The organism is Marinimicrobium alkaliphilum, assembly GCF_003259155.1.
Lineage (GTDB): Bacteria > Pseudomonadota > Gammaproteobacteria > Pseudomonadales > Cellvibrionaceae > Marinimicrobium_A > Marinimicrobium_A alkaliphilum.
This window is the reverse complement of record NZ_QGMQ01000006.1, coordinates 253,939-273,118: the sequence shown is the minus strand read 5'-3', so window position 1 is coordinate 273,118 and position 19,180 is coordinate 253,939. Positions and strand designations below refer to the sequence as shown.

At 59.3% G+C, this 19,180-nt stretch carries 12 protein-coding genes; 3 read left to right on the top strand and 9 right to left on the bottom strand.

The genetic code is table 11. From position 1 onward, the window contains the following. Positions 1-55 precede the first annotated feature (55 nt). Positions 56-775, bottom strand: coding sequence for an NUDIX hydrolase (locus DKW72_RS11730; protein ID WP_111642548.1), 720 nt, complete (start codon positions 773-775; stop codon positions 56-58). A 313-nt stretch (positions 776-1,088) separates the two neighbouring features. Between DKW72_RS11730 and DKW72_RS11725 the strand changes: the two genes are divergently transcribed. Beyond that, complete coding sequence (locus DKW72_RS11725; protein ID WP_111642547.1) at positions 1,089-2,507, top strand: sugar porter family MFS transporter; 1,419 nt, start codon at positions 1,089-1,091, stop codon at positions 2,505-2,507. 69 nt (positions 2,508-2,576) lie between these two features. Here the strand turns inward: DKW72_RS11725 and DKW72_RS11720 are convergent, their stop codons facing one another. From DKW72_RS11720 to DKW72_RS11710, 3 genes are all read right to left on the bottom strand, one after another. After that, complete coding sequence (locus DKW72_RS11720; protein ID WP_111642546.1) at positions 2,577-5,081, bottom strand: glycoside hydrolase family 95 protein; 2,505 nt, start codon at positions 5,079-5,081, stop codon at positions 2,577-2,579. Positions 5,082-5,122: 41 nt separating this feature from the next. Continuing rightward, positions 5,123-6,745: a carboxylesterase/lipase family protein gene (locus DKW72_RS11715; RefSeq protein WP_232522391.1), complete on the bottom strand. Its 1,623-nt coding sequence runs from the start codon at positions 6,743-6,745 to the stop codon at positions 5,123-5,125. 103 nt (positions 6,746-6,848) lie between these two features. Then, complete coding sequence (locus tag DKW72_RS11710) at positions 6,849-9,584, bottom strand: TonB-dependent receptor (protein ID WP_111642545.1); 2,736 nt, start codon at positions 9,582-9,584, stop codon at positions 6,849-6,851. A gap of 606 nt (positions 9,585-10,190) precedes the next feature. Between DKW72_RS11710 and DKW72_RS11705 the strand changes: the two genes are divergently transcribed. Continuing rightward, positions 10,191-11,855 (top strand): family 43 glycosylhydrolase, encoded by a 1,665-nt coding sequence (locus tag DKW72_RS11705; RefSeq protein ID WP_111642544.1) that lies wholly within the window; start codon positions 10,191-10,193, stop codon positions 11,853-11,855. Between the two features lie 7 nt (positions 11,856-11,862). Here DKW72_RS11705 and DKW72_RS11700 read toward each other — a convergent pair whose 3' ends face one another. Together DKW72_RS11700 and DKW72_RS11695 are read right to left on the bottom strand one after the other, a co-directional pair. Then, positions 11,863-13,278, bottom strand: coding sequence for a DUF5666 domain-containing protein (locus DKW72_RS11700; protein WP_111642543.1), 1,416 nt, complete (start codon positions 13,276-13,278; stop codon positions 11,863-11,865). Beyond that, positions 13,275-14,111, bottom strand: a complete 837-nt coding sequence (locus tag DKW72_RS11695) for a DUF6502 family protein (RefSeq protein ID WP_111642542.1) — start codon at positions 14,109-14,111, stop codon at positions 13,275-13,277. The genes DKW72_RS11700 and DKW72_RS11695 overlap by 4 nt, the downstream gene beginning before the upstream one ends. 159 nt (positions 14,112-14,270) lie before the next feature. Here DKW72_RS11695 and DKW72_RS11690 point away from each other — a divergent pair, with 159 nt between their 5' ends. Then, entirely contained in the window at positions 14,271-15,218 is a 948-nt protein-coding gene (locus tag DKW72_RS11690) for a DUF4382 domain-containing protein (protein ID WP_111642541.1), read from the top strand. A 77-nt stretch (positions 15,219-15,295) separates the two neighbouring features. Here DKW72_RS11690 and DKW72_RS11685 read toward each other — a convergent pair whose 3' ends face one another. From DKW72_RS11685 to DKW72_RS11675, 3 genes are all read right to left on the bottom strand, one after another. Continuing rightward, a complete protein-coding gene (locus DKW72_RS11685) occupies positions 15,296-16,684 on the bottom strand; it encodes a glycoside hydrolase family 28 protein (RefSeq protein WP_111642540.1) in 1,389 nt (462 codons plus the stop codon). 519 nt (positions 16,685-17,203) lie between these two features. Continuing rightward, positions 17,204-18,478, bottom strand: a complete 1,275-nt coding sequence (locus DKW72_RS11680) for an ATP-binding protein (RefSeq protein WP_111642539.1) — start codon at positions 18,476-18,478, stop codon at positions 17,204-17,206. Next, a complete protein-coding gene (locus tag DKW72_RS11675) occupies positions 18,475-19,179 on the bottom strand; it encodes a response regulator (protein ID WP_111642538.1) in 705 nt (234 codons plus the stop codon). The genes DKW72_RS11680 and DKW72_RS11675 overlap by 4 nt, the downstream gene beginning before the upstream one ends. Position 19,180: the final 1 nt, after the last annotated feature.

Below are 19,180 nucleotides of genomic sequence, written 5' to 3'. Positions count from 1 at the left end.
AAGGAGCGCTGCCGGGCGAGTCCGGCAGCGGGGAAGGGGGCCTTGAAAGGGCGGGTTACATCTCGAAGACGAAGCCCTGATCCTTGAGTTTTTCGTACACAATCGGGTCAAATCGGTACAGAGCCGCCGCGCGATGGGCGACATTCTTCTGTTTTTCGTTGCAGGGTATCAGCAGGCCCATTTTCATCATCTTGCGGCGGAAGTTGGGCTTATCGAGCCTGACGCTCAGGATGGCTTCGTATACTTCCTGAAGCTGCAGGAGGGTGAACTTCTCCGGCAACAGATTAAAGCCGACAGGCTCGTGTTTGAGCTTGTGTTTGAGACGATCGAAACCAAAGTCCATGATTTCGTCGTGGTCATAGATGAGGCCATGGGCATCTTCAAGGTTGCGCCACATCACGTCCGAGGCACTGAAGCCGGCGGCGACATGGTAATCTTCCTGATTGACCAGGGCATAATAGGCTACGGTAATGACTCGCGTGCCAGGAAATCGATCGACCCGGCCGAAGGCCCGCAGTTGCTCGAGGAAGACATTGTCGAGCCCAGTCAGTTCTTTAAGGAGGCGTGCCGCAGCGGTGTCCAGGCTCTCATCTTCTTGCACCCAGCCCCCGGGGAGGCCCCATTTGCCTTCGCTGATGCCCTCCGCATGCTTGGCCAAAAGGACCTTCAGCTCACCGTGGTTCAAACCGAAAATCAGGCAGTCAATGGAGATGGCTTCAATGGTGCCTGGCGGGATTTCGCTCAGGTGGTGGGCGGTGTGACGATGTGCTTTCATGGCGCGGCCGATATCCGGTTATCTCTTTTCAGGACTGACTCAGCCCCATATAATCAATTTAACTATAAGTTTGAAGTGAGGAATTCGCAAGCCGTTCGTGGCGCTGCAGGCGCGGGAGTTTAACATTTTGTGTCCAGATTGTCGGGTTTGTGTACGATTTGCCACTTTTTTCACTGAAAGTGGGACGTATATCGACGTTGACAGCGTTGTCGCCGCGTCCCTTTGTCGTCACAATAGTGGTCGTCAAATCGGCTTGTTTACGGCGGTCGCCTTCAGGCGACACATAACAACATAAGAGTAAGGTGTTAACTTTATGACCCAACCAAGCGCTACTGTCCCTTACGGCAATACGCCGTTCATTATTCTCATCAGCTGTATTGCCACCATTGGTGGCTTTCTGTTTGGTTTCGATAGCGGGGTCATCAACGGCACCGTCGATGGCCTGCAGACGGCCTTTAATGCGGATGCCTTCGGCACGGGCTTCAGTGTGGCCTCCATGCTCCTCGGCTGTGCCGTGGGGGCCTTTTTTGCCGGGCGTCTGGCGGACTTTTATGGCCGCCGCTCGCTGCTGATTGTCTCGGCGGTGTTCTTCCTGATTTCGGCGTGGGGCTCGGGTGTTGCCGGCTCTTCGGGCGAGTTCATTTTCTATCGTTTGCTGGGTGGTCTGGCGGTGGGTGCGGCCAGTGTTATGACCCCGGCTTATATCAGTGAGGTGGCTCTGGCTCACATGCGCGGCCGCCTGACCACGATTCAGCAGATCGCCATCATCTCCGGCCTGTTTATCGCCTTTTTGAGCAACTACCTGCTCGCCAGTGCCGCCGGCTCCGCCCTGTCGGAGCTGTGGCTCGGATTTGAAGCCTGGCGCTGGATGTTCTGGGTGGAAATTCTGCCCGCCTCGGTGTTTCTGATCGGTCTGTTGTTTATTCCTGAGAGCCCGCGCTTCCTGGTCGTGAAGGGTCGTCAGGCCCAGGCGCGTGCGGTGCTGACCAAGCTTTATGGGGTTGAGGCGGCCGAGCGCAAACTCAAAGAAATTGATGACTCATTGGCCAGCGATCATCACCGTCCACGTTTCTCTGACCTGATCGACAAAAGCAGCGGCCGGGTGCGCAAGATTGTCTGGGTGGGTATCGGCCTGGCCAGTTTCCAGCAACTGGTGGGTATCAACGTGGTGTTCTACTACGGCGCGGTACTCTGGCAGTCCGTGGGCTTCTCTGAAGGCGATGCCCTGTTTATCAACGTCATCTCCGGGGCGGTGAGTATCGCGGCCTGTATCGTCACCATCATGCTGATCGACAAAATCGGCCGTAAACCGCTGTTGTGGTTCGGCTCGGTCGGTATGGCGATCACCCTGAGCATACTCGTGATTGCTTTCGGCAGCGCCACCCTCAATGAAGCCGGTGATCTGCGTATGTCCGATACCATGGGTGTGGTGGCGCTGTTGGCGGCCAATGCCTATGTGGTGTTCTTTAACATGTCCTGGGGCCCGGTAATGTGGGTGATGCTCGGTGAGATGTTCCCCAACCAGATCCGCGGTTCGGGCCTGGCGGTGGCCGGGCTGTTCCAGTGGGGCACCAACTTCCTGATTACCCTGTCCTTCCCGATACTGCTGGCCGGTGTGGGTCTGGCGGGTGCTTACGGCCTGTACGCGCTGTCGGCGTTTCTCTCGATCGTGTTTGTGGTCAAGTACGTACACGAGACCCGCGGACGGGAATTGGAGCAGATGGAGGGCTAAACGACTGCCTGGCAGGACGTGCGCCTCCGCCCTTTGGGCGGAGGCGCGGGTTCGTTTCAGGGTAGGTTCTCAGGGGGCGGTAAAGTCGTAACGCTTCCCGCTTTCAGCCCAGAATTCCACCAGCGTAGACTCGCGCAGCGCCGGAGTGGGGATGTCCGCCTGTTCCGAAATGATCGGGGTTTTGATCGCCGGTACCTGATAGAAGCGGTTGCTGTTGGGGGTTCCTTCTTCGACCTCCGTTAGCGTGATCCCTCCTGTGGGCGTTAGCTCGCTGTGCACCCGCAAACGGACGTTCCCGCCCAACCGGGCGTGCACACTCAGCGCCGTGACCTTGTGATCTTCCCAGCTCATATCAATGACCAAGCCGCCCCGGGCGACCAGCCCCTCAATACGCCCAGTGGGCCAGGTATCGGGCAGCGCCGGCAGCAAGTGGATGGCGCCGTCGTGGCTCTGGACCAGCATTTCCGCGATCCCGGCGGTGACCCCGAAGTTGCCGTCAATCTGGAAGGGCGGATGGGCATCGAGCAGATTGGCGTAGGTGCCGCCGGCTTCGGTAACGGAGTCCTCGGTAACCAGGGAGATCTGGTTGCGCAGCAGGCTGAAAGCCCGGTCGCCATCGAGCAGGCGCGCCCACAGGTTGATCTTCCAGCCCATGGACCAGCCGGTGGATTCGTCGCCCCGCTGCTCCATTGAGGTGCGCGAGGCGCTGAACAGCTCGGGCGAGCGGTAGGGAGAAATCTGGTTGCCCGGGTGCAGGCCGTACAGGTGCGACACGTGACGGTGCTTATCGTCCGGGTGATCCCAGTCGTGCATCCACTCCTGCAACTGCCCGTGCTGACCGATCTGCATCGGTGGCAACTGATCCCGCTTGGCTTTCAGTTCTTGGGCAAAATCATGGTCTTTATCAAACAGTTCCGCCGCCTCAATGACCAGGGAAAACAGATCGAACACCAGCTGATTGTCCATGGTGGAGCCCGCAACGATTGAGGCACGTTCCTCCGAGTCGTGGCGGTAGTCGTTTTCCGGTGAGTTGGAGGGCACCACGACCAGCCAGCCGGTGTCGGGCTCGCGCTTCAGGCTGTCGGCAAAAAAGAGCGCTGCGCCGCGCAGGATGGGGTAGTGCTCGCGCAGGAAATCCTCGTCACCGGTGAACTGGTAGCGGTAGCCGATATGCTGGCTCAGCCAGGCGCCACCGCCCTGCCACTGGCCCCAGAAGGGCCGGTCCACCTGGCCGGTAATACGCCAGATATCGGTGTTGTGATGCATCATCCAGCCCTCGGCGTCGTAGAGCGTCCGGGCGCTTTCCTGGCCGGCTTGGGACAGATCGTCGAGCATGGCGAACAGCGGCTCGTGCAGCTCGGACAGGTTGGTCAGCTCGGCGGGCCAGTAGTTCATGGGGGCATTGATGTTGACCGTGTACTTGCTGTCCCAGGGCGGATTGGTATGGCGGTTCCAGATGCCCTGAAGGTTGGCGGGTTGGGTGCCCGGCTGGGAACTGCTGATCAGCAGGTAGCGGCCGAACTGGAAATAGAGTGCTGCCATTTCCGGGTCGTGGTGCTGAGCGAATTTCTCGACCCGTTCGTTGGTCGGCAGTTTTGCTGCCGGTGAACTGCCGAGATCCAGAGACATCCGATCAAACTGGGCCTTGTAGGCCTCAATGTGGGCCTGGCGCAGGTGTTCGATATCCAGGGGCAGTGCCTGCGTCAGGTGCTCGCGGGCTCTGGCCTCGGCGTTACCACTGACGTCACGGTAGTTGTTGAAGTTCGTGGCGATGGCGATGTACAGGGTCGCCGAGTTGGCATCGCGGATCGTCAGGCCGTCGGCACTGCGTTCAATGCGTCCGCCGTCAGTCACCGGTTGAATCAGTACGGTGTATTCGATCTCCCCGGGTTGGCCCTCATGTTCCCCGCCCACCCCATCGACCTGCAGGTGATCGTCGTGAACCGTGACCCGGTGTTCCATGGGGCTGGTAAAACTCAGTTCGGTGGTCAGGCTGTTGGCACTGTCGGCAGACAAGTGCACCAACATGACGTTCTCGGTCAACGATGAAAAAGTTTCTCGTGTAAAGGTGGTGTCACCCACCCGATAACTCACACCCGCGAGCGCGCGCCCGATATCCAGGTCGCGGTGATAGTGTGTCACCTGCTCGTGACCGGGAAAGTCCAGCCAAAGGCTCCCCGCGGTCTGGTAGGGCATGCCGTGGTTGGTTGCCGAAATCAGATGCTCGTTCGCCATGTCCTGGGCTTCGTAATGCCGGCCCTCGAAGATAAGCTGGGTGATTTTTTTGATATAGGGCGCAGCGGCGGGATTGACGTTGTTATTGGGCCCGCCCGCCCATAGGGTGTCTTCGTTGAGCTGGAGCTCCTCGCGCGCCGTGCCGCCAAAAACCATGGCCCCCAGGCGGCCGTTACCCACCGGCAGGGATTCGTTCCAGTTGCTGGCAGGGGCGTCGTACCAGAGCGTCAGTGGATCGTGTTCCCTTGGCGCCGGACGGTCGGCGGCAAACCAGGCGCACCCGGCGATGATGCTGGCCAGGGCCAGGCTTGTGGTTAAACGGATAATCGTCGGTCGCATAACGTTTCTCGCTTACTTTATTGATTTGTCGTTATATCTTGTCAGAAAGTGCCCCGTTGAATAAACGGTGCTTTGGCGTAGAGTTTGCGTTCGCCGCCTCGGGGGTCATTGACCAGCCGGGATTGGGTATCGATCACCAGGGTTTCCCGGTTTTCCAGGCTGTAAGGTTGCCACGTGGGAATCCCGCTGTGGGACGGGTTACCGGTGCGCGCAAAGGCGAGTAGCGCCTCGCTCATCTGGTCGGCGACCTGTTGCGCTGCGGCGCCGGTGCCGGTGGGCGAACCGGGTTGAAGGATGGTGTCGAATACCAGGGGGATATCCAGGGAGTGGTGAGCGCGATAGCGACCGCCCTCTCTCGGCGAGCCCCAATCGAGCTGGTAGACAAAAGCAGGAGCCCCCTGACGCGCCCGCTCCTCCGCCTGAATCACCGCGCCGCGCCAGGAGCGCCCAGCCGTCGTCGCCGCGAAGAATACTTCCGAGGGCGTGTAGTCGGGGTAGAGGCGGCGATACTCTGCAATCACTACTTCCGGTTTGATGTCGACATATTGTTGCGTCCGGATTTTGTCGGGCAGCTCGGCCCAGGTCAGTTCAAAATTCGCGGGGTCGCCGCCGAGAAACGCCCGGGTTTCATCCCGGGTATTGCCGATGACCAGAGGAATGTGGCGGGACTGTTCCGGTGCATCCGGGTAAAAGGGATGGCGGTGCAGGTCGGTAAAGTCCAGCACCGGGCCAAAGTAGAGGCGGTTGTCCTCAATGCGCGAAGGGTCCCGCGCCGATGTGCCCTCGAGTATCCGCTCGGCGGGCAGGGTTCTGAGTGAATCGAGATCGCGCGCTTTGATGCCGAGGTGCTCGACAAAGATTTCTGCGCGCTGTGTTGCCGCTCTCGGGCCGGCGGCCGTGACCTGCTGGCCACTCATGGTGAACGCGCGGTGAAACAGCCCCTGCGCGGCGGGCATGGCCATCAGGGTAATGATCTTTGCGCCGCCCCCGGATTGGCCAAACAGGGTGACATTGTTCGGGTCGCCGCCAAACTCGCCGGCGTGTTCTTTGACCCATTCGAGCGCCTGAATCAGATCCAGCTGTCCGGCGTTACCCGAGTGGGCAAACGCGGGGCCGCCCAGATCGGCCAGGTACAGATAACCAAAGGCATTGAGCCGGTGGTTGACGGTAATCACAACGACGTCGTCTCGCAGACACAGGTTGACCCCGTCGTACTGCGGGTCGGCACCCGAGCCGTTGTTATAGCCACCGCCGTGAATATAAACCAGTATCGGACGCGCGCCCTGATCGCGCACGCCCGGTGTCCAGATGTTGAGAGACAGACAATCCTCGCTGGTGCCTTCCAGGCGGCTTGAGCCCTGTGGCGCCGCTGGGCCGAACTCAAGGGCGTCGCGCGTGTGGCTCCAGGGCTGTTCCCGACGCGGGGCCATAAAGCGATAAGCGCCGGTATCTGCGCCATAAGGAATGCCTTTGAAAACATTGATTCCGTGATCGGTCGTGCCGACCAGTCGACCGCTGCGGGTGGTTATCACCGGGTAGGCCTCCCGGTTGTTGGCGTAGGCAGTACGAGCGCCGGACAAGGCCAGGGCGCTGGTACCGAGAAGCGTCGTGCGGATAAACCCGCGACGATCATGTCTGACGTTGTTGCAAGACAGTTTGCGCACGTGAGTCACTCCGGAAAATCAGGGGGTATAAAAAAGCCGGGGAGGCACCTTGCGGTGCGTCCCCGGAAGACTCTTACTCTCTGTGGGGAGAGGGGTTTAAGAGTTAGTAGGTGTATTGAACGCCCAGGTAGTACTGACGACCGGATTTCACCATGGTGTCGACAAAGTTGTAGTCACTTTGCAGCATGGTTTCAGGCTCGTTGGTCAGGTTGAGCGCGTCGAACTTCAGACGGATATTGTCGTTCAGCTCGTAGCTGAAGGCAGCATCTACAACGCGGACGCTGTCGGTGGTGTCGGCACCCGGACCTGCCGTGGAAGTGAAGCCGCGAATGTAACCGTCGCGATGGCTCCAGGATACACGGCCACTGAAACCGGCGTTTTCATACCAGAGGGTGGTGTTCCAGCTGACCTTCGACTGGCCCGTGAGTGGGCGCAGAATCCGGGTGCCATCGGCATCAACACCGCCGTCAACCTCTGACTCGATGTAGGTGTAGTTGGCGCGGATACCGAAGTCCTGCAGCCACTCGGGGCCGAAGAACAAGGGTTGTTGATACTGGAGTTCCCAGCCATCAAGGTTCCCGCCTTCACCGTTGACCGAGCGCCGGTAGGTGAACTGATCTTCGGTAGTGGCCGGGCCGGCGTCGAGCAGGCTGTCCGGATAACCCAGGTTGCGCAGGGTGCTCCAGGGCACTTCGTCGGTCAGGGTTTGCGGGAAAGACTCGATGTCCTTGTGGAAGTAGGCCAGGGACAGCATCGACTCGGGCGCGAAGTACCATTCCACCGAGAGGTCGGTGGCGGTGGCCCGGAAGGGATCGATGGCCGGGTTGCCGGCGGTCAGGCCGCGGTTGAAGACGTCGACACTGCCGCCCGGGGTCAACTGTCCAAGGCTCGGACGTGATAGAACCTCTGACCAAGACGCGCGGAGCAGAACATCATCGGTGGCTTCGAGCACCAAGTTCAGGGCCGGAAGGGTATCCGAGTAATCGCGGTTGACCACAATACGATCACCGCTCAGCAGGCCGGATGACGTCTGGTCGGTTTCGACCTGGCGCACGCCCACATCACCGCGCAGCGGCATGGTACCGACATGCGTGGCGAAGTCCACCTGGAAGAAGAAACCCAGGCTCTCCTCGGTCACATCCCGATCGGCGCCCTGGTTGATGGCGACGGGGAAACAGGTATCGTCTGTATAGAGACCAAACTGATCGGTCACTGCCTGCCGGTTGGGCAGGAAGTAGGCCGGCAGGCCACCGCTGGGCTGGAATACGCTGCCCATATCGGCGGTCACTTCCAGATCGCTCAGGGTGATGTCGCAACCTTCAGGGAAGTTGGTGGACAGGTTTTCGTGGTCGCCCTGATCAATGGTGGCACGGTCACGCTGTGCCTGGAAGTTCTGGAAGTAGAACTCTTTCCAGGAGACACCGGACTTCAAGGTCAAGTCCACCTCACCCAGGAACAGGTCGTACTCTACACCGATGCGGAAGTTGTCAAAGGTGTTTTTCGTACTTGCCGGACGGTCGCGCAGTTCCGATACCCACCAGACGTTCGGATCAGCAGGATCAAAACCGTACTCAATCTGAGGCTGACTCATGCTGTTGCGATAGTCATAGCTCATGTCGGCGTTGAAGTTTTCAAAAATGGCGGTGGTTTCCTGCGGACGCTGGAAGTCCGATTCCGAGGTGCCCACCAATGCGTTCATCCGGAAGGTGTCGGTAAACTCGTGCTCGAGCGCGACAGAGACCTGATGGAATTCGGTGTTCCACAACTGCTGCATGTATTCGGAGCGCACATCAACGCCAGACAGGTCAGCGTAGACCAGGCCGTTATTGCTTGGATCGTACTCATAGTCGAGTACGGTGGTTTCGATACGGCCGGTGGCGCCGGTACGGGCCAGTGAAATAGGTGTCAGGGTCAGCTCATTATAGGTGGTATCGATTTTCGCGTAGAGCGCGTCAAGGGTCACCATGGTGCGGTCGGTGGGGGCCCACTGCAGCGAGCCGGTCAGACCTGTGCGCTCAATTTCATAGTCGCGATCCACCTGACGCGGGAAGCGCGGATGCACCGCGTTGTTGACCTCTTCGGGGAGGTCGTCGGCGTTGGCCCATTGGTTGTTGCCTTGGTTGTTGTTGGCTTCCCAGCGGCCGGAGTTGTGGCCGAACTGCTCCAGGTTGCGCTTGGAATAGGCGATAGAGAAGGCGCCGCCGAAAGTGCCCTCGTCATTGGTGGCGCTGACCAGCGCGGTCAGGCGCGGGTCGACGCTCTCGGCCTGGCTGTTGTAGCCCGCCTGGACACTGGTAACAAAAACGAAAGGCTCGTAGTCCAAAGGCTTGCCGGTATAGAGGTCAACGGTCGCGCCAAGGGAGCCTTCGTCGATCTCCGCAGACTGACTTTTACGCACGTCGATGCGGTTGAACAGCTCTGAGGCGAAAATGTTGAAATCGAAACTCCGGCCGGTGTTGCCTACACCCGTGGAAATGGTTTCCATGCCGTTGACCCGGACGCGGGTGAAGTCGGAGCTCAGACCGCGAACGCTGATCTGGCGGCCCTCACCGCCGACGCGCTCGATATTGACGCCGGGGATACGCTGCATGGCCTCGGCCAGGTTGTTGTCGGGGAAGGAGGCGATATCGTCGGCGACGATGCTGTCGACAGCGGCGGTGTTATTGCGTTTGACATTCAGTGCATTGGCGAGGCTGTCCCGGAAACTGCCGGTGACAATCACCTCCTCGAGGATGTCGCCCTGGGCCAGTGCGGCAGGACTACCCAGAGCGCACCCCAAGGTGATGGCGCCAATACTGCTGGCTAGAATTTTTCGGTTGAATGTAGATGGTTTTAACATGTGAAACGTCCTCTCTCTTTTATTGCTTTGATTATGTTGTTACCTACAGTGAAAGCCTCACTGGAAGCCCGTTGCGGACTTGCAGTCCGCGACGGCGTTGGGGGCGCAAGTCCCCCGCTTGCTGTTCGGCGCATACCGAACTTGGCGGCGCTTTGCCGCAGCAATCTGCGTCATATTGTTTTTATGACAATAAGTTTTCCGTGTGCACAACGCCCGTGCCCTAAAGCCTTATGCACCCGCGTTATATCGTTTTTCATGATTGCGTATTTCTTTTATAGACTATAACGGGCCGCCGTCCCTGCAAAGTATAGTTTTGTAATCTTCGTAGGTTGATTTGATCTAAGGCAGCGATACCGTCTGGGTGTTTTTGGTCTAAAAAGGGCGTGAGTATTTGATTGACAGCGCTGGCATTTCGAGAGCGTAAAGAACTGTTGTGATGGACGATAAAGTTGGGTTAACGCGCCGTCCGCACTGCAAAAGCAGGTGCATACTTAAGCGCCGCGTTGCGCGACAAAACGAGGCGGCTCCTTATATGTGGAGCAGATCGGTGTGTTGAATAATGTTAACGAGAACGAGGGCGTAGCCCCGATGGGAAGGAGAGAAAGCATGTTGAAACTGATAAAGACGCTGGGCCTTACAGGTGGGGTGTTGTTGCTGGGCGGATGCAATGCACCTACGGGAACGCAGCCTGACCAAACGCATTTTACCGAAGCCGGATATGCGTGTTCGCCTCACTTGGGTATTTCTTTTGTGCGTCACTGCCAAACGTGGGAGACCACGCACGAGGGTCAACGCCAAGCGGATCAGGGCGATGGTACCTACCTGAATCCTATTCTGTCTGGCGATCGTCCCGACCCCACCATCATCAAGGACGGGGACGATTATTACATGACCTATTCGACCTTTGAGTCCTACCCGGCATTGACCATCTGGCACTCGAGGGATCTGGTGAACTGGCAGCCTGTGGGGCCTGCCCTGACCGAGTATATCGGCAGTATCTGGGCGCCGGAACTGACCCTGCATAACGGCCGTTACTATCTTTACATACCCGCCAAGTATCCGGGCAACAACAATGTGTACGTGGTTTACGCCGATGACATAGAAGGTCCCTGGTCGGACCCTATCGCGTTGGGCAACGACCGTATCGACCCGGGCCACATTGTCGGTGAAGATGGCAATCGTTACCTGTTTCTGTCGCACGGTGACCGGGCGCTCCTGTCCGATGACGGGCTGGAAATTCTGGAGGTGACCAACCACACCTTCAACCCGTGGCGCTATCCCGATGACTGGGACGTTGAGTGTTACTGTGAGGAAGGCCCCAAGCTGATGAAGCGTGGGGATTACTACCACATGATTCTCGCCATCGGCGGCACGGCGGGGCCGCCCACCGGGCACATGGTGGTGCACTCGCGCTCTAAATCCATTCATGGTCCCTGGGAGCCTTCGCCGCACAATCCTATCGCCCGAACGGAATCTGCGCTGGAAAAATGGTGGTCGGTCGGTCATGCCACGCTGATTGAAGGCCCCACCGAGGGCGATTGGTACATGATGTACCACGGCTACGAAAACGGCTTCCACACCCTGGGGAGGCAGACCATCATGTCGCCCGTCGAGTGGACCGACGACGACTGGCTGGTGCGTCAGGACTATGATCTGAGCAAGCCGATTCCCAAGCCTGCTGGCGGTGACATCGTGCCCCACGGCATGGCGCTGTCCGATGATTTCACCACGAACAAGTTCGGGATTCAGTGGAGCTTTTTCCGGGGCGGTCGCGACGAGAACGAGCGGGTCAGCTACGATCACGATCAGGGCGTTCTGAGTCTGGAGGCCAAGGGTGATTCACCCAGTAACACGTCGCCTTTGACATTTGTTGCCGGCGATCAGGCTTACCAGGTTGACGTTGATATCGATTTTGATGAAGGTGCTCAGGGCGGTGTGCTTTTGTTCTACAACGACAGACTCTACGCCGGCCTCGGCATCAGCTCAGAGAACCTTCATCTGCACCGCCATGGCCAGGACCGGTACGAGGGAAAGAGAGCGAACCCCGGCGGCAATCGGGTGCGTATACGCGTCACCAATAATCGCCATATTATGTCGATGCACTACAGTTTCGATGGTGGAGAAAGCTGGATCAAGTACGACCGCCAGCTGGATGTCTCTGGCTACAATCACAATGTCGGTCACGGTTTCCACAGCCTGAAGCCGGCCATCTATGCCAGTGGCGAGGGACGTGTTCGGTTCAGTAACCTGGTCTACCGGGCGTTGCCCTGACCGGTGTTCAGAAATGATAATTCTGCGGGTTGTCGGCTCTGTCGACGACCCGCAGTTCCTGGGCAATCAATACCTCACCGTCCGGGCGCTCGCCGGTGACTGCGACAACCGATTGAAGTGTCAATGATTGGCGCAGGTCCGGGTCAATCGCGCCGACATCGACAATCAGCTCCTCCAGATAAACCAGCGGGTCCTCAAGGCGCGTGATCGGCCCCTGAACACTGTTGGGGCGGTTGTCTTGAACGCTCAGGCGGCGAATGCGGGTTGCTACCAGTTCGCTTTGGCCGTTGTTGGTGGCAAACACAATCACCCGCTCGCCCGGGTTCAGATCGGCCAGGCGCAGTTGGCGGTTGGCTTGCGGACCGCTGTCTTCGAAGCTGGTAAAGTCATTGACCCGAACGGTACGGCCCATCACGCGCAATTGCTGAGCCTGTGGATCAATGCTGTCTATCTCACCGGTGATGACCTGGTTACCGGGACGAATAATACGGATGTTGTCCGCGTCGAGCGTGCCATCGTCAGCCAGTGTCCCGGACACGACAACGCGCATCACCGAGGCCCGCAACATGTTGAGGTTCCCGCCGTCCACCTCGGCATTGGCCGTGCTCACCCGGCGCCCGTTGAGCGTGAAGTCCGGGCGCGGCCCTTGGTCAACGTCGGTCGCCTGGCCTTCAACCAGCACCTGTTCGCCCGCTTGTGCGTTCAGTGATTGATCACCGATCAGCACCCAGTCTGCGACGAAGCTGTCGCCATCGCTTTGACCGCGTATGCGCACCGGTGTACCTGCCGACAGCGCCTGGGCATCGCCGTCGAGTTGAGCGGGACTGTAGTCCACGGCCTGGTCGCCGATTGTCAAACGTTGCAGGACGGGGTCGACTGAGCTGACCGAGCCGCTCAGCCATTCTGCCGCTTCTGGCGCCGCCGCACTGATACGGGTGACCAAGGCCGGATCGCCCGGCAAAGCACTTATCTCGACCCAGTCACTGGCACGCAGTGACTCCGGAGTGACGCCGCTGAAGGCGGCGTCTGCGGGCAGGGTCAGGGTTTGACCAAACACTGTCAGCGTAAGCGCTTCGGGCTGGCCCGATACCTCAGACACAGGACCGCGCAGCCAGGGCAGGTAGCGAACCTCAAGCGCGCTGGGGGCGCCGGCAGGGGCGTCGGGATCGATGCGCAGGGATACTTGCATCCCGGGCGCCAGATCGTCTTCGTGCCCGCCCGATACGCCTTCGACGATGAAGTCGGCATCGTGGGTGTCAAAGCGCAGTCCGTTGACGTAGATACTGCCAAAACCGGTGACCGTACCACTGGCTGCGACGGGTGCGCCGGTACCTTCAATGCCGGCAAATCCATCACCGCCATCGCAGCCACCAATCGCTATCAGTGAAAGCCCCAGAGTCAGGGGCAAAATCAGGCGTTTCATGAGCTCTCCCGTTCCCCGTCGTCGGTGCGGGGGTACTCGAAATAGTAGATGCCGATACCGGCGCGGGCTTTACCGCTGCCTTGTACGGTGTCGTTTGTTGTCCGGTCCGCTTTGTACAACCACTGGTTGACCTGGAGAATAAAGGCTTCACCTTCGGCGCGACTGCGCTGGCGAATCTCGTCAAGCAGCTCCAGAGGAATGTCGTCGTAAGCCACGGTGCGCTGGATAAAGGGCTCTGATTCTGTTTCGCCCAGGTTGTGATCCAGGGTGTTGATCAGGTCGCTCGCCGCGGTGCCCATGATTCGGATCTTCTCATGCGTGTCGGCAAACGGGATATAACCTTCGGTCGCGAGTTTTATTTTGTCGCCTTGGCGCTCCGCGACGCCGATGCGCACCAATTCATCAAGCATGGCTCGCACGGGGACATCGCTGCCGTGATCTCTCACCAGCTGGGTAAAACTGTCTTCGCCACCTTCGATCATCAGGGGCTTGGGGTGCCCCTGGGTGCTGATATAGCGCCGGTCATTGAGCCAGGCGTCGATGATGCGGCTGGCGGGCGCCGGGCGGGCGCTGACATCGCCCTCAAGGGGGTGGGGCTGCTCCTGGATCCGGGCGATGTCCTTGCGGTTGATTCCGGTGAGCACCGCGACCCGCGAGTGGGTCTGCTTGCGCCCGGGTAGGGTGAACTCTTCCTGGGCCACATCGATGTAGGCGCGCCGTGCGATGTCCGCAAACAGGCGATAGCTGACGCCATGGCGCAGTAACAGTCGCACCATGGGGCGTAAGAGCTTATAGAGCGCTCGGACCAGCGCCTGTTGGGTTTTTTCATTCATGGGAGGATTATAACGCCTTTTTGGGTTGGGGCAAATATCCCAAAAACTTGCAAAGGGGATTTTTTGGGCGTATTGTGTCAAATATGGGTCGGCGGACGGTCGGCCTGAGGCCAAAAGAACGTATCAGGCAGCAAATACACTCCCAATGAAGGTGATTTCATGACGATTAAAAATTTCGCACAGACAAGCTTGGTGGCTCTTGCCGTACTGGGTCTTTCCGCCTGCGGCGGGTCTTCTTCTTCCAATGACGACGGCAACACCGGAACCCTGTCGTTGTCAGTAACCGACGCGCCGGTTGACAGTGCAACCGCCGTGGTTGTCAGCTTTTCCGGCGTCACCCTGCAGCACAGCAACGGCGAGCGCGTCGATTTTGTGTTCGACGAGGCGCGTGAAATCGACTTGCTCCAGCTGCAGGGTAATGCCTCCGAAGGGCTCCTGGACAACGAAGAAGTGCTGGCCGGCGATTACGAGTGGATCCGTCTCGACGTCAACGTTGAGCGCGGTGTGCGCGATAGCTATATCACGCTGGATGACGGGACTGAACATGAGCTGTGGATTCCCAGCGGCGAACAAACCGGCCTGAAGCTGGTCAGCGGCATGACTGTTGCGGCGGGCGGCACGGCTGACTTCACCATCGACTTTGATCTGCGCAAAGCGGTTGTCGCTCCCGGTGCCCCGGGTGGTCCCGTAGCAGGCCCAGGCTACATGTTGCGCCCGGCACTGCGTCTGGTGAACAACCTGGAAGTGGGCAGTATCTCAGGCGTCATCGATGATCAGGTGGTTGCCGGTCTGTGTGACAACGCCGGCACCAACGCTGGTGCGGTTTATGTCTACAGTGGCGCCGACGTGGAGCCGATGGATGTGCGCGACGAAGAAACCGATCCGCTGATCACCGCGCTGGTCAGCGCCGATGATTACAGCTACGAAGTCGGTTTCCTGACGGAAGGCACCTATACCGTGAGCTACACCTGCGACGCCATCAACGACGACCCGGCAGAAGCGGACGAACTGACCTTTGCAGGTACCGCCAATGTTGAGGTGGTTGCAGGCGAAGACTCCGAGCACGACATCACTGACGACCTCGATGAGGGGGAAGAAGAAGCGTAAACAATTCAGAGGTCCGACGCAGAGCAATGCTCTGACTGAGCTTGGGCGGTACCCTTTGTGGGTACCGCCTTTTTTATTTACTGCCAGCTCAGGTTGCCATCCACACGCTGCCCGTTGATGATCACATTGTCGAACGTCAGGTTGTCGACATTGTCGATGATAAACAGCTCATCGGCGTTTTCGATGCGGATGTTGCGCAGGGTCACGTCTTTGAGCGGGTAGCCTTTGGGGGCGTTGGCGCGGAAGACTTCGCCGGCGTTTTCCACGGTAATGTCTTCAAACACAATATCCCGGTAAATCGACGGGAAGTTGCCCCCCATGGAGCCGGCCGCATAGGTCAGCTCAAACCAGAACAACAGGTCGGTGCTCTCGATGTGCATGTTGCGCACCCGGATATGTTCGACCACCCCGCCGCGATCCAGGTTGGACTTGAAGCGAAAGGCCGCATCGCCATGGGTGTAGCGGTTGTTTTCCACAAACACGTTGCGAATCCCGCCGGCCATTTCACTGCCCAGGGCAATCCCGTCTTCGCCGCCCATGACATTGTTGCGAATGACGATGTTCTCGCTCGGGCGCGCGACCTGGCGACCGTCAAAGTCGCGTCCGGCTTTGACCACAAAGGCATCGTCACCGGTGTCGAAGTGGTTGTCCTCCACCAATACGTAAGTGCTCGAATCAATATCCAGGCCGTCGTTGTTGGCGAAGTGACTCTCCACACTCACCCGGCGCACGATGGCCTGATCGGTGTACACCAGGTGGTTGATCCAGAAGGGGGAGTGGGTTGCGTGGTAGTCCTCCAGCAACACCCGCTTGGCCTTGAAGAACTGAATCAGCGGCGGACGCAGGAAGTGACCCTCGTGGAACTGGCGCTCTTCGCGCGGCACGCCCTCAATGCCCATGGTGCGGATGCGTACCAGGTCGTCCGGCTCGTAAGGCTTCCAGGTGTGGAAGACGCTATCTTTATTGCCGTCGATAGTGCCCTTGCCGGTAATCGCCACATCCTCTACCTCAAAGGCGTAGATCAGGGGCGAGTAGCCGTACATCTCGGTGCCTTCCCAGCGGGTCAGTACCGCCGGCAGGTAGTCCGAAGGTTCGGGGCTGAACAACAGGTGTGCACCTTCAGCCACGTGCAGGTTGATTCCGCTCTTGAGGTGGATTGGCCCTTCGCTTAGCCAGTTGCCGGACGGAATCACCACCCGGCCACCACCTTCGGAATAGGCCTTGTCGATGGCTTCCAGAATAGCGGGGCGGGCGTCCCGACGGTGTCCACTGCGGGCGCCAAAGTCGGTGATCACGTAGTCCTGGTTGCGGATTCGGGGGGGCTGAATGGCCTGAACGATTTCACTGGCCTTGGCCCAGTCGTCCCGGGTCGAGGGGTGTCCGCGCTCGGCGTGGGCGAAGGCGCTCACGGTTAGAGCCGCGGTCATGAGCGTGGCCAGGCTGGCGCGCACAAAGGCATTCGACATGGTGGTCTCTCCTCTCAATATTATTGTGATCGAGAGGCATGTTACCGCAATAGATGATTGCGTGCATCAATCGGACTTGGTCAGATCGCGATGTTGTTTGGCTTTGAAACAATGAGGTGGGAGGAGAAAAAAAGAACCGGAAAGGGATGCAGGGTGCCACATCCCTTTCCGGTATCGCGGGCAGCGATATTTAGTAAGCAAACATCCTTGTATGGTTGGAGAGAGACCTTTTCAACCAGAGTTATAGTGTACATGACTTTTACGCCCTGTCTATAGTTATTGTCACTTTTACCATAAAACTTTGTTATTAGCAGGGGGCTGGTTATTACTGCTGTTTTCGGTCTCAACGCTTCCGTGGCGTACAAACCGGGTGCGGGTACTCATGTCCAGGACACGCCGTGAACCCATCCCTGGGGGCTCGACTGCCGCCGTCCGGGCGGCAGACGGTCCTGGACATGAGTACCCGCACCCGGTTTGTACTGGCATCAAGTATGGGAAACCGAAAACAGCAGTAATAACCTAAGCGGAGGAGGGTGTGCGGGGCCAAAGGATTTGGAAGCGGGCACCGCCCAGGGGCGAATCGGTGACAGCCACCTGGCCGCCGTGCCACTCCATCACCCGGCGTACAATCGCCAGGCCCAGGCCAAAACCGGCCGCATGGTGCTCGGGGGCGTCGCGCAGCCGGGTAAAGGAGTCAAAAATACGTTCGCGCTCAGCCAGGGCGACGCCCGGCCCATCGTCGTCGACGCAGACGCGGTAGGCTTCAGGCGTTGTGGACAGGCGTACGTCGACCTGGGTGTTGCAGTAGTGCAGCGCATTCTGGATCAGGTTGACCAGAACGCGCTCCATGAGCGGCCAGTCACAAATATAGGTGCTTTCGGGCGTGTCCTGGTAAACCTGGACGCGTTTATGCGTGTCGTCGAGCAGGCGCTGGCTTACCTCCTGGATCAGGCTGTGGAGATCGCCAGGGGTCTGTTGCAGGTTCGGGGCGGCGTCTTCCAACCGGGCGTAGGTCAGGAGTTGCGACACCAGGGTATCCATTTCGTCAACGTCGGCTTTCAGGTTCTGCAGTTGCTCATCCCGCGCGCCTGTCTCGGCGTCTTCGGCCATGGCCAAAGCAAACTTCATGCGCGCCAAGGGGGTGCGCAATTCATGGGAGACCCCGTGGGTCATTTCCCGCTGGGTCGCAATCAGTTGGCGCACGCGCTCGGTCATGCGGTTGAAAGCCACGCCCAACCGGTAGGCGGTGGCGTGTTTGGGCAGGGCAACGGGCTCGTAACGGCCGGCGACGCCCAGTGTCTGAGCGTGCTGCTCAAGTTGACTCAAGTCCCGCGTCAGCGGCCAGAGCCAAAGAAAAATGACCAGCGCGATGCTGGCGTAAAAAACGGTAATCAACGCGGGGCGCAGCCAGCCCAGGGTCGAGGGTGGGTGTTGCTCCGTAAGTACCAGAACGTAGGGTAGGGGGCCCAGCTGTTGGTACAGGGCCTCCCGGCCTTCGGCGTCGCTCAGGGTCACCGGTTGGCCCGTTTCCAGGCGCGTCAGAAGACGTTCACCGGTGAGTTGCTCGGTCGGCAGCAGTTGCGCATGCAGGCCGCCGCTGCGCTCGAGTGGCGTGAGCCACTGTCGCACTTCCGCCAGGTCACCCTGTTGGGCGAGAGTATGTGCGCCTTGGGCAATGATACGCAGTCCGGGTGGATCCGGCTGGTAGTGCTCCCAGAGACGGTCAAAGCCCCAGCCGAAGACCAGAAGGGTCAGTACCAGCAACAGGTAGAGCGACGCGAAGGCTCGCTTCACGGCTGCTCGGCTCCCCAGGCATCGCTGACAAAGAGATAGCCCCGGCCCCAGATGGTTTTGATGCGCTGGGGTTGATCGGGACTGTCTCCGAGCTTCTTGCGCAGTTGGGAGATGCGTACATCGACACTGCGGTCCATGCCGTCATAGGGGCGCCCGTAGAGCCCCTGAAACAGAAAGTCCCGGTTCACCACGGTACCCGCGTTTTCGGCGAGCAACCAAAGTAGGTCAAACTCGTGACTCGAGAGCACGATAGGCTCGCCCTCGAGGGTCGCGCTGCGCGACCCTTCGTCCAGCGCTAAAGCACCAAAGGCCAGGTGGCGAGGCTCGCTCGGCGTGCTCCGGCTGCTGCGGCGCAGCAATGCCCGAATGCGGGCCAGAAGAATACGGGGTTCGGCGGGTTTGATCACGTAGTCATCAGCACCAAACTCCAGCCCCAGCACCTGGTCGGCATCCTCATTGCGGGCTGTCAGTATCAGGATCGGCCCGGCAAAGCTGTCGCGCAGCTCCCGACACAGGGTCAGGCCGTCTTTGCCGGGCAGCATAATATCGAGCACGATCAGATCCGGGTTGCGATCGCGCACCCGGGCGCCGACACGCGCGCCGTTGTCTTCCAGGGTAACGGTAAAGCCATTGCTCTCCAGGTAGTTTTTCACCAGGGTCGCCAGGCGGTGGTCGTCCTCCACAAGCAGTATGTGATACATG

Coding starts and splice junctions, on each gene's coding strand:
- DKW72_RS11730 (WP_111642548.1), bottom strand. CDS start 775: ATGAAAGCACATCGTCACACCGCCCACCACCTGAGCGAAATCCCGCCA.
- DKW72_RS11725 (WP_111642547.1), top strand. CDS start 1,089: ATGACCCAACCAAGCGCTACTGTCCCTTACGGCAATACGCCGTTCATT.
- DKW72_RS11720 (WP_111642546.1), bottom strand. CDS start 5,081: ATGCGACCGACGATTATCCGTTTAACCACAAGCCTGGCCCTGGCCAGC.
- DKW72_RS11710 (WP_111642545.1), bottom strand. CDS start 9,584: ATGTTAAAACCATCTACATTCAACCGAAAAATTCTAGCCAGCAGTATT.
- DKW72_RS11705 (WP_111642544.1), top strand. CDS start 10,191: ATGTTGAAACTGATAAAGACGCTGGGCCTTACAGGTGGGGTGTTGTTG.
- DKW72_RS11700 (WP_111642543.1), bottom strand. CDS start 13,278: ATGAAACGCCTGATTTTGCCCCTGACTCTGGGGCTTTCACTGATAGCG.
- DKW72_RS11695 (WP_111642542.1), bottom strand. CDS start 14,111: ATGAATGAAAAAACCCAACAGGCGCTGGTCCGAGCGCTCTATAAGCTC.
- DKW72_RS11690 (WP_111642541.1), top strand. CDS start 14,271: ATGACGATTAAAAATTTCGCACAGACAAGCTTGGTGGCTCTTGCCGTA.
- DKW72_RS11685 (WP_111642540.1), bottom strand. CDS start 16,684: ATGTCGAATGCCTTTGTGCGCGCCAGCCTGGCCACGCTCATGACCGCG.
- DKW72_RS11675 (WP_111642538.1), bottom strand. CDS start 19,179: ATGTATCACATACTGCTTGTGGAGGACGACCACCGCCTGGCGACCCTG.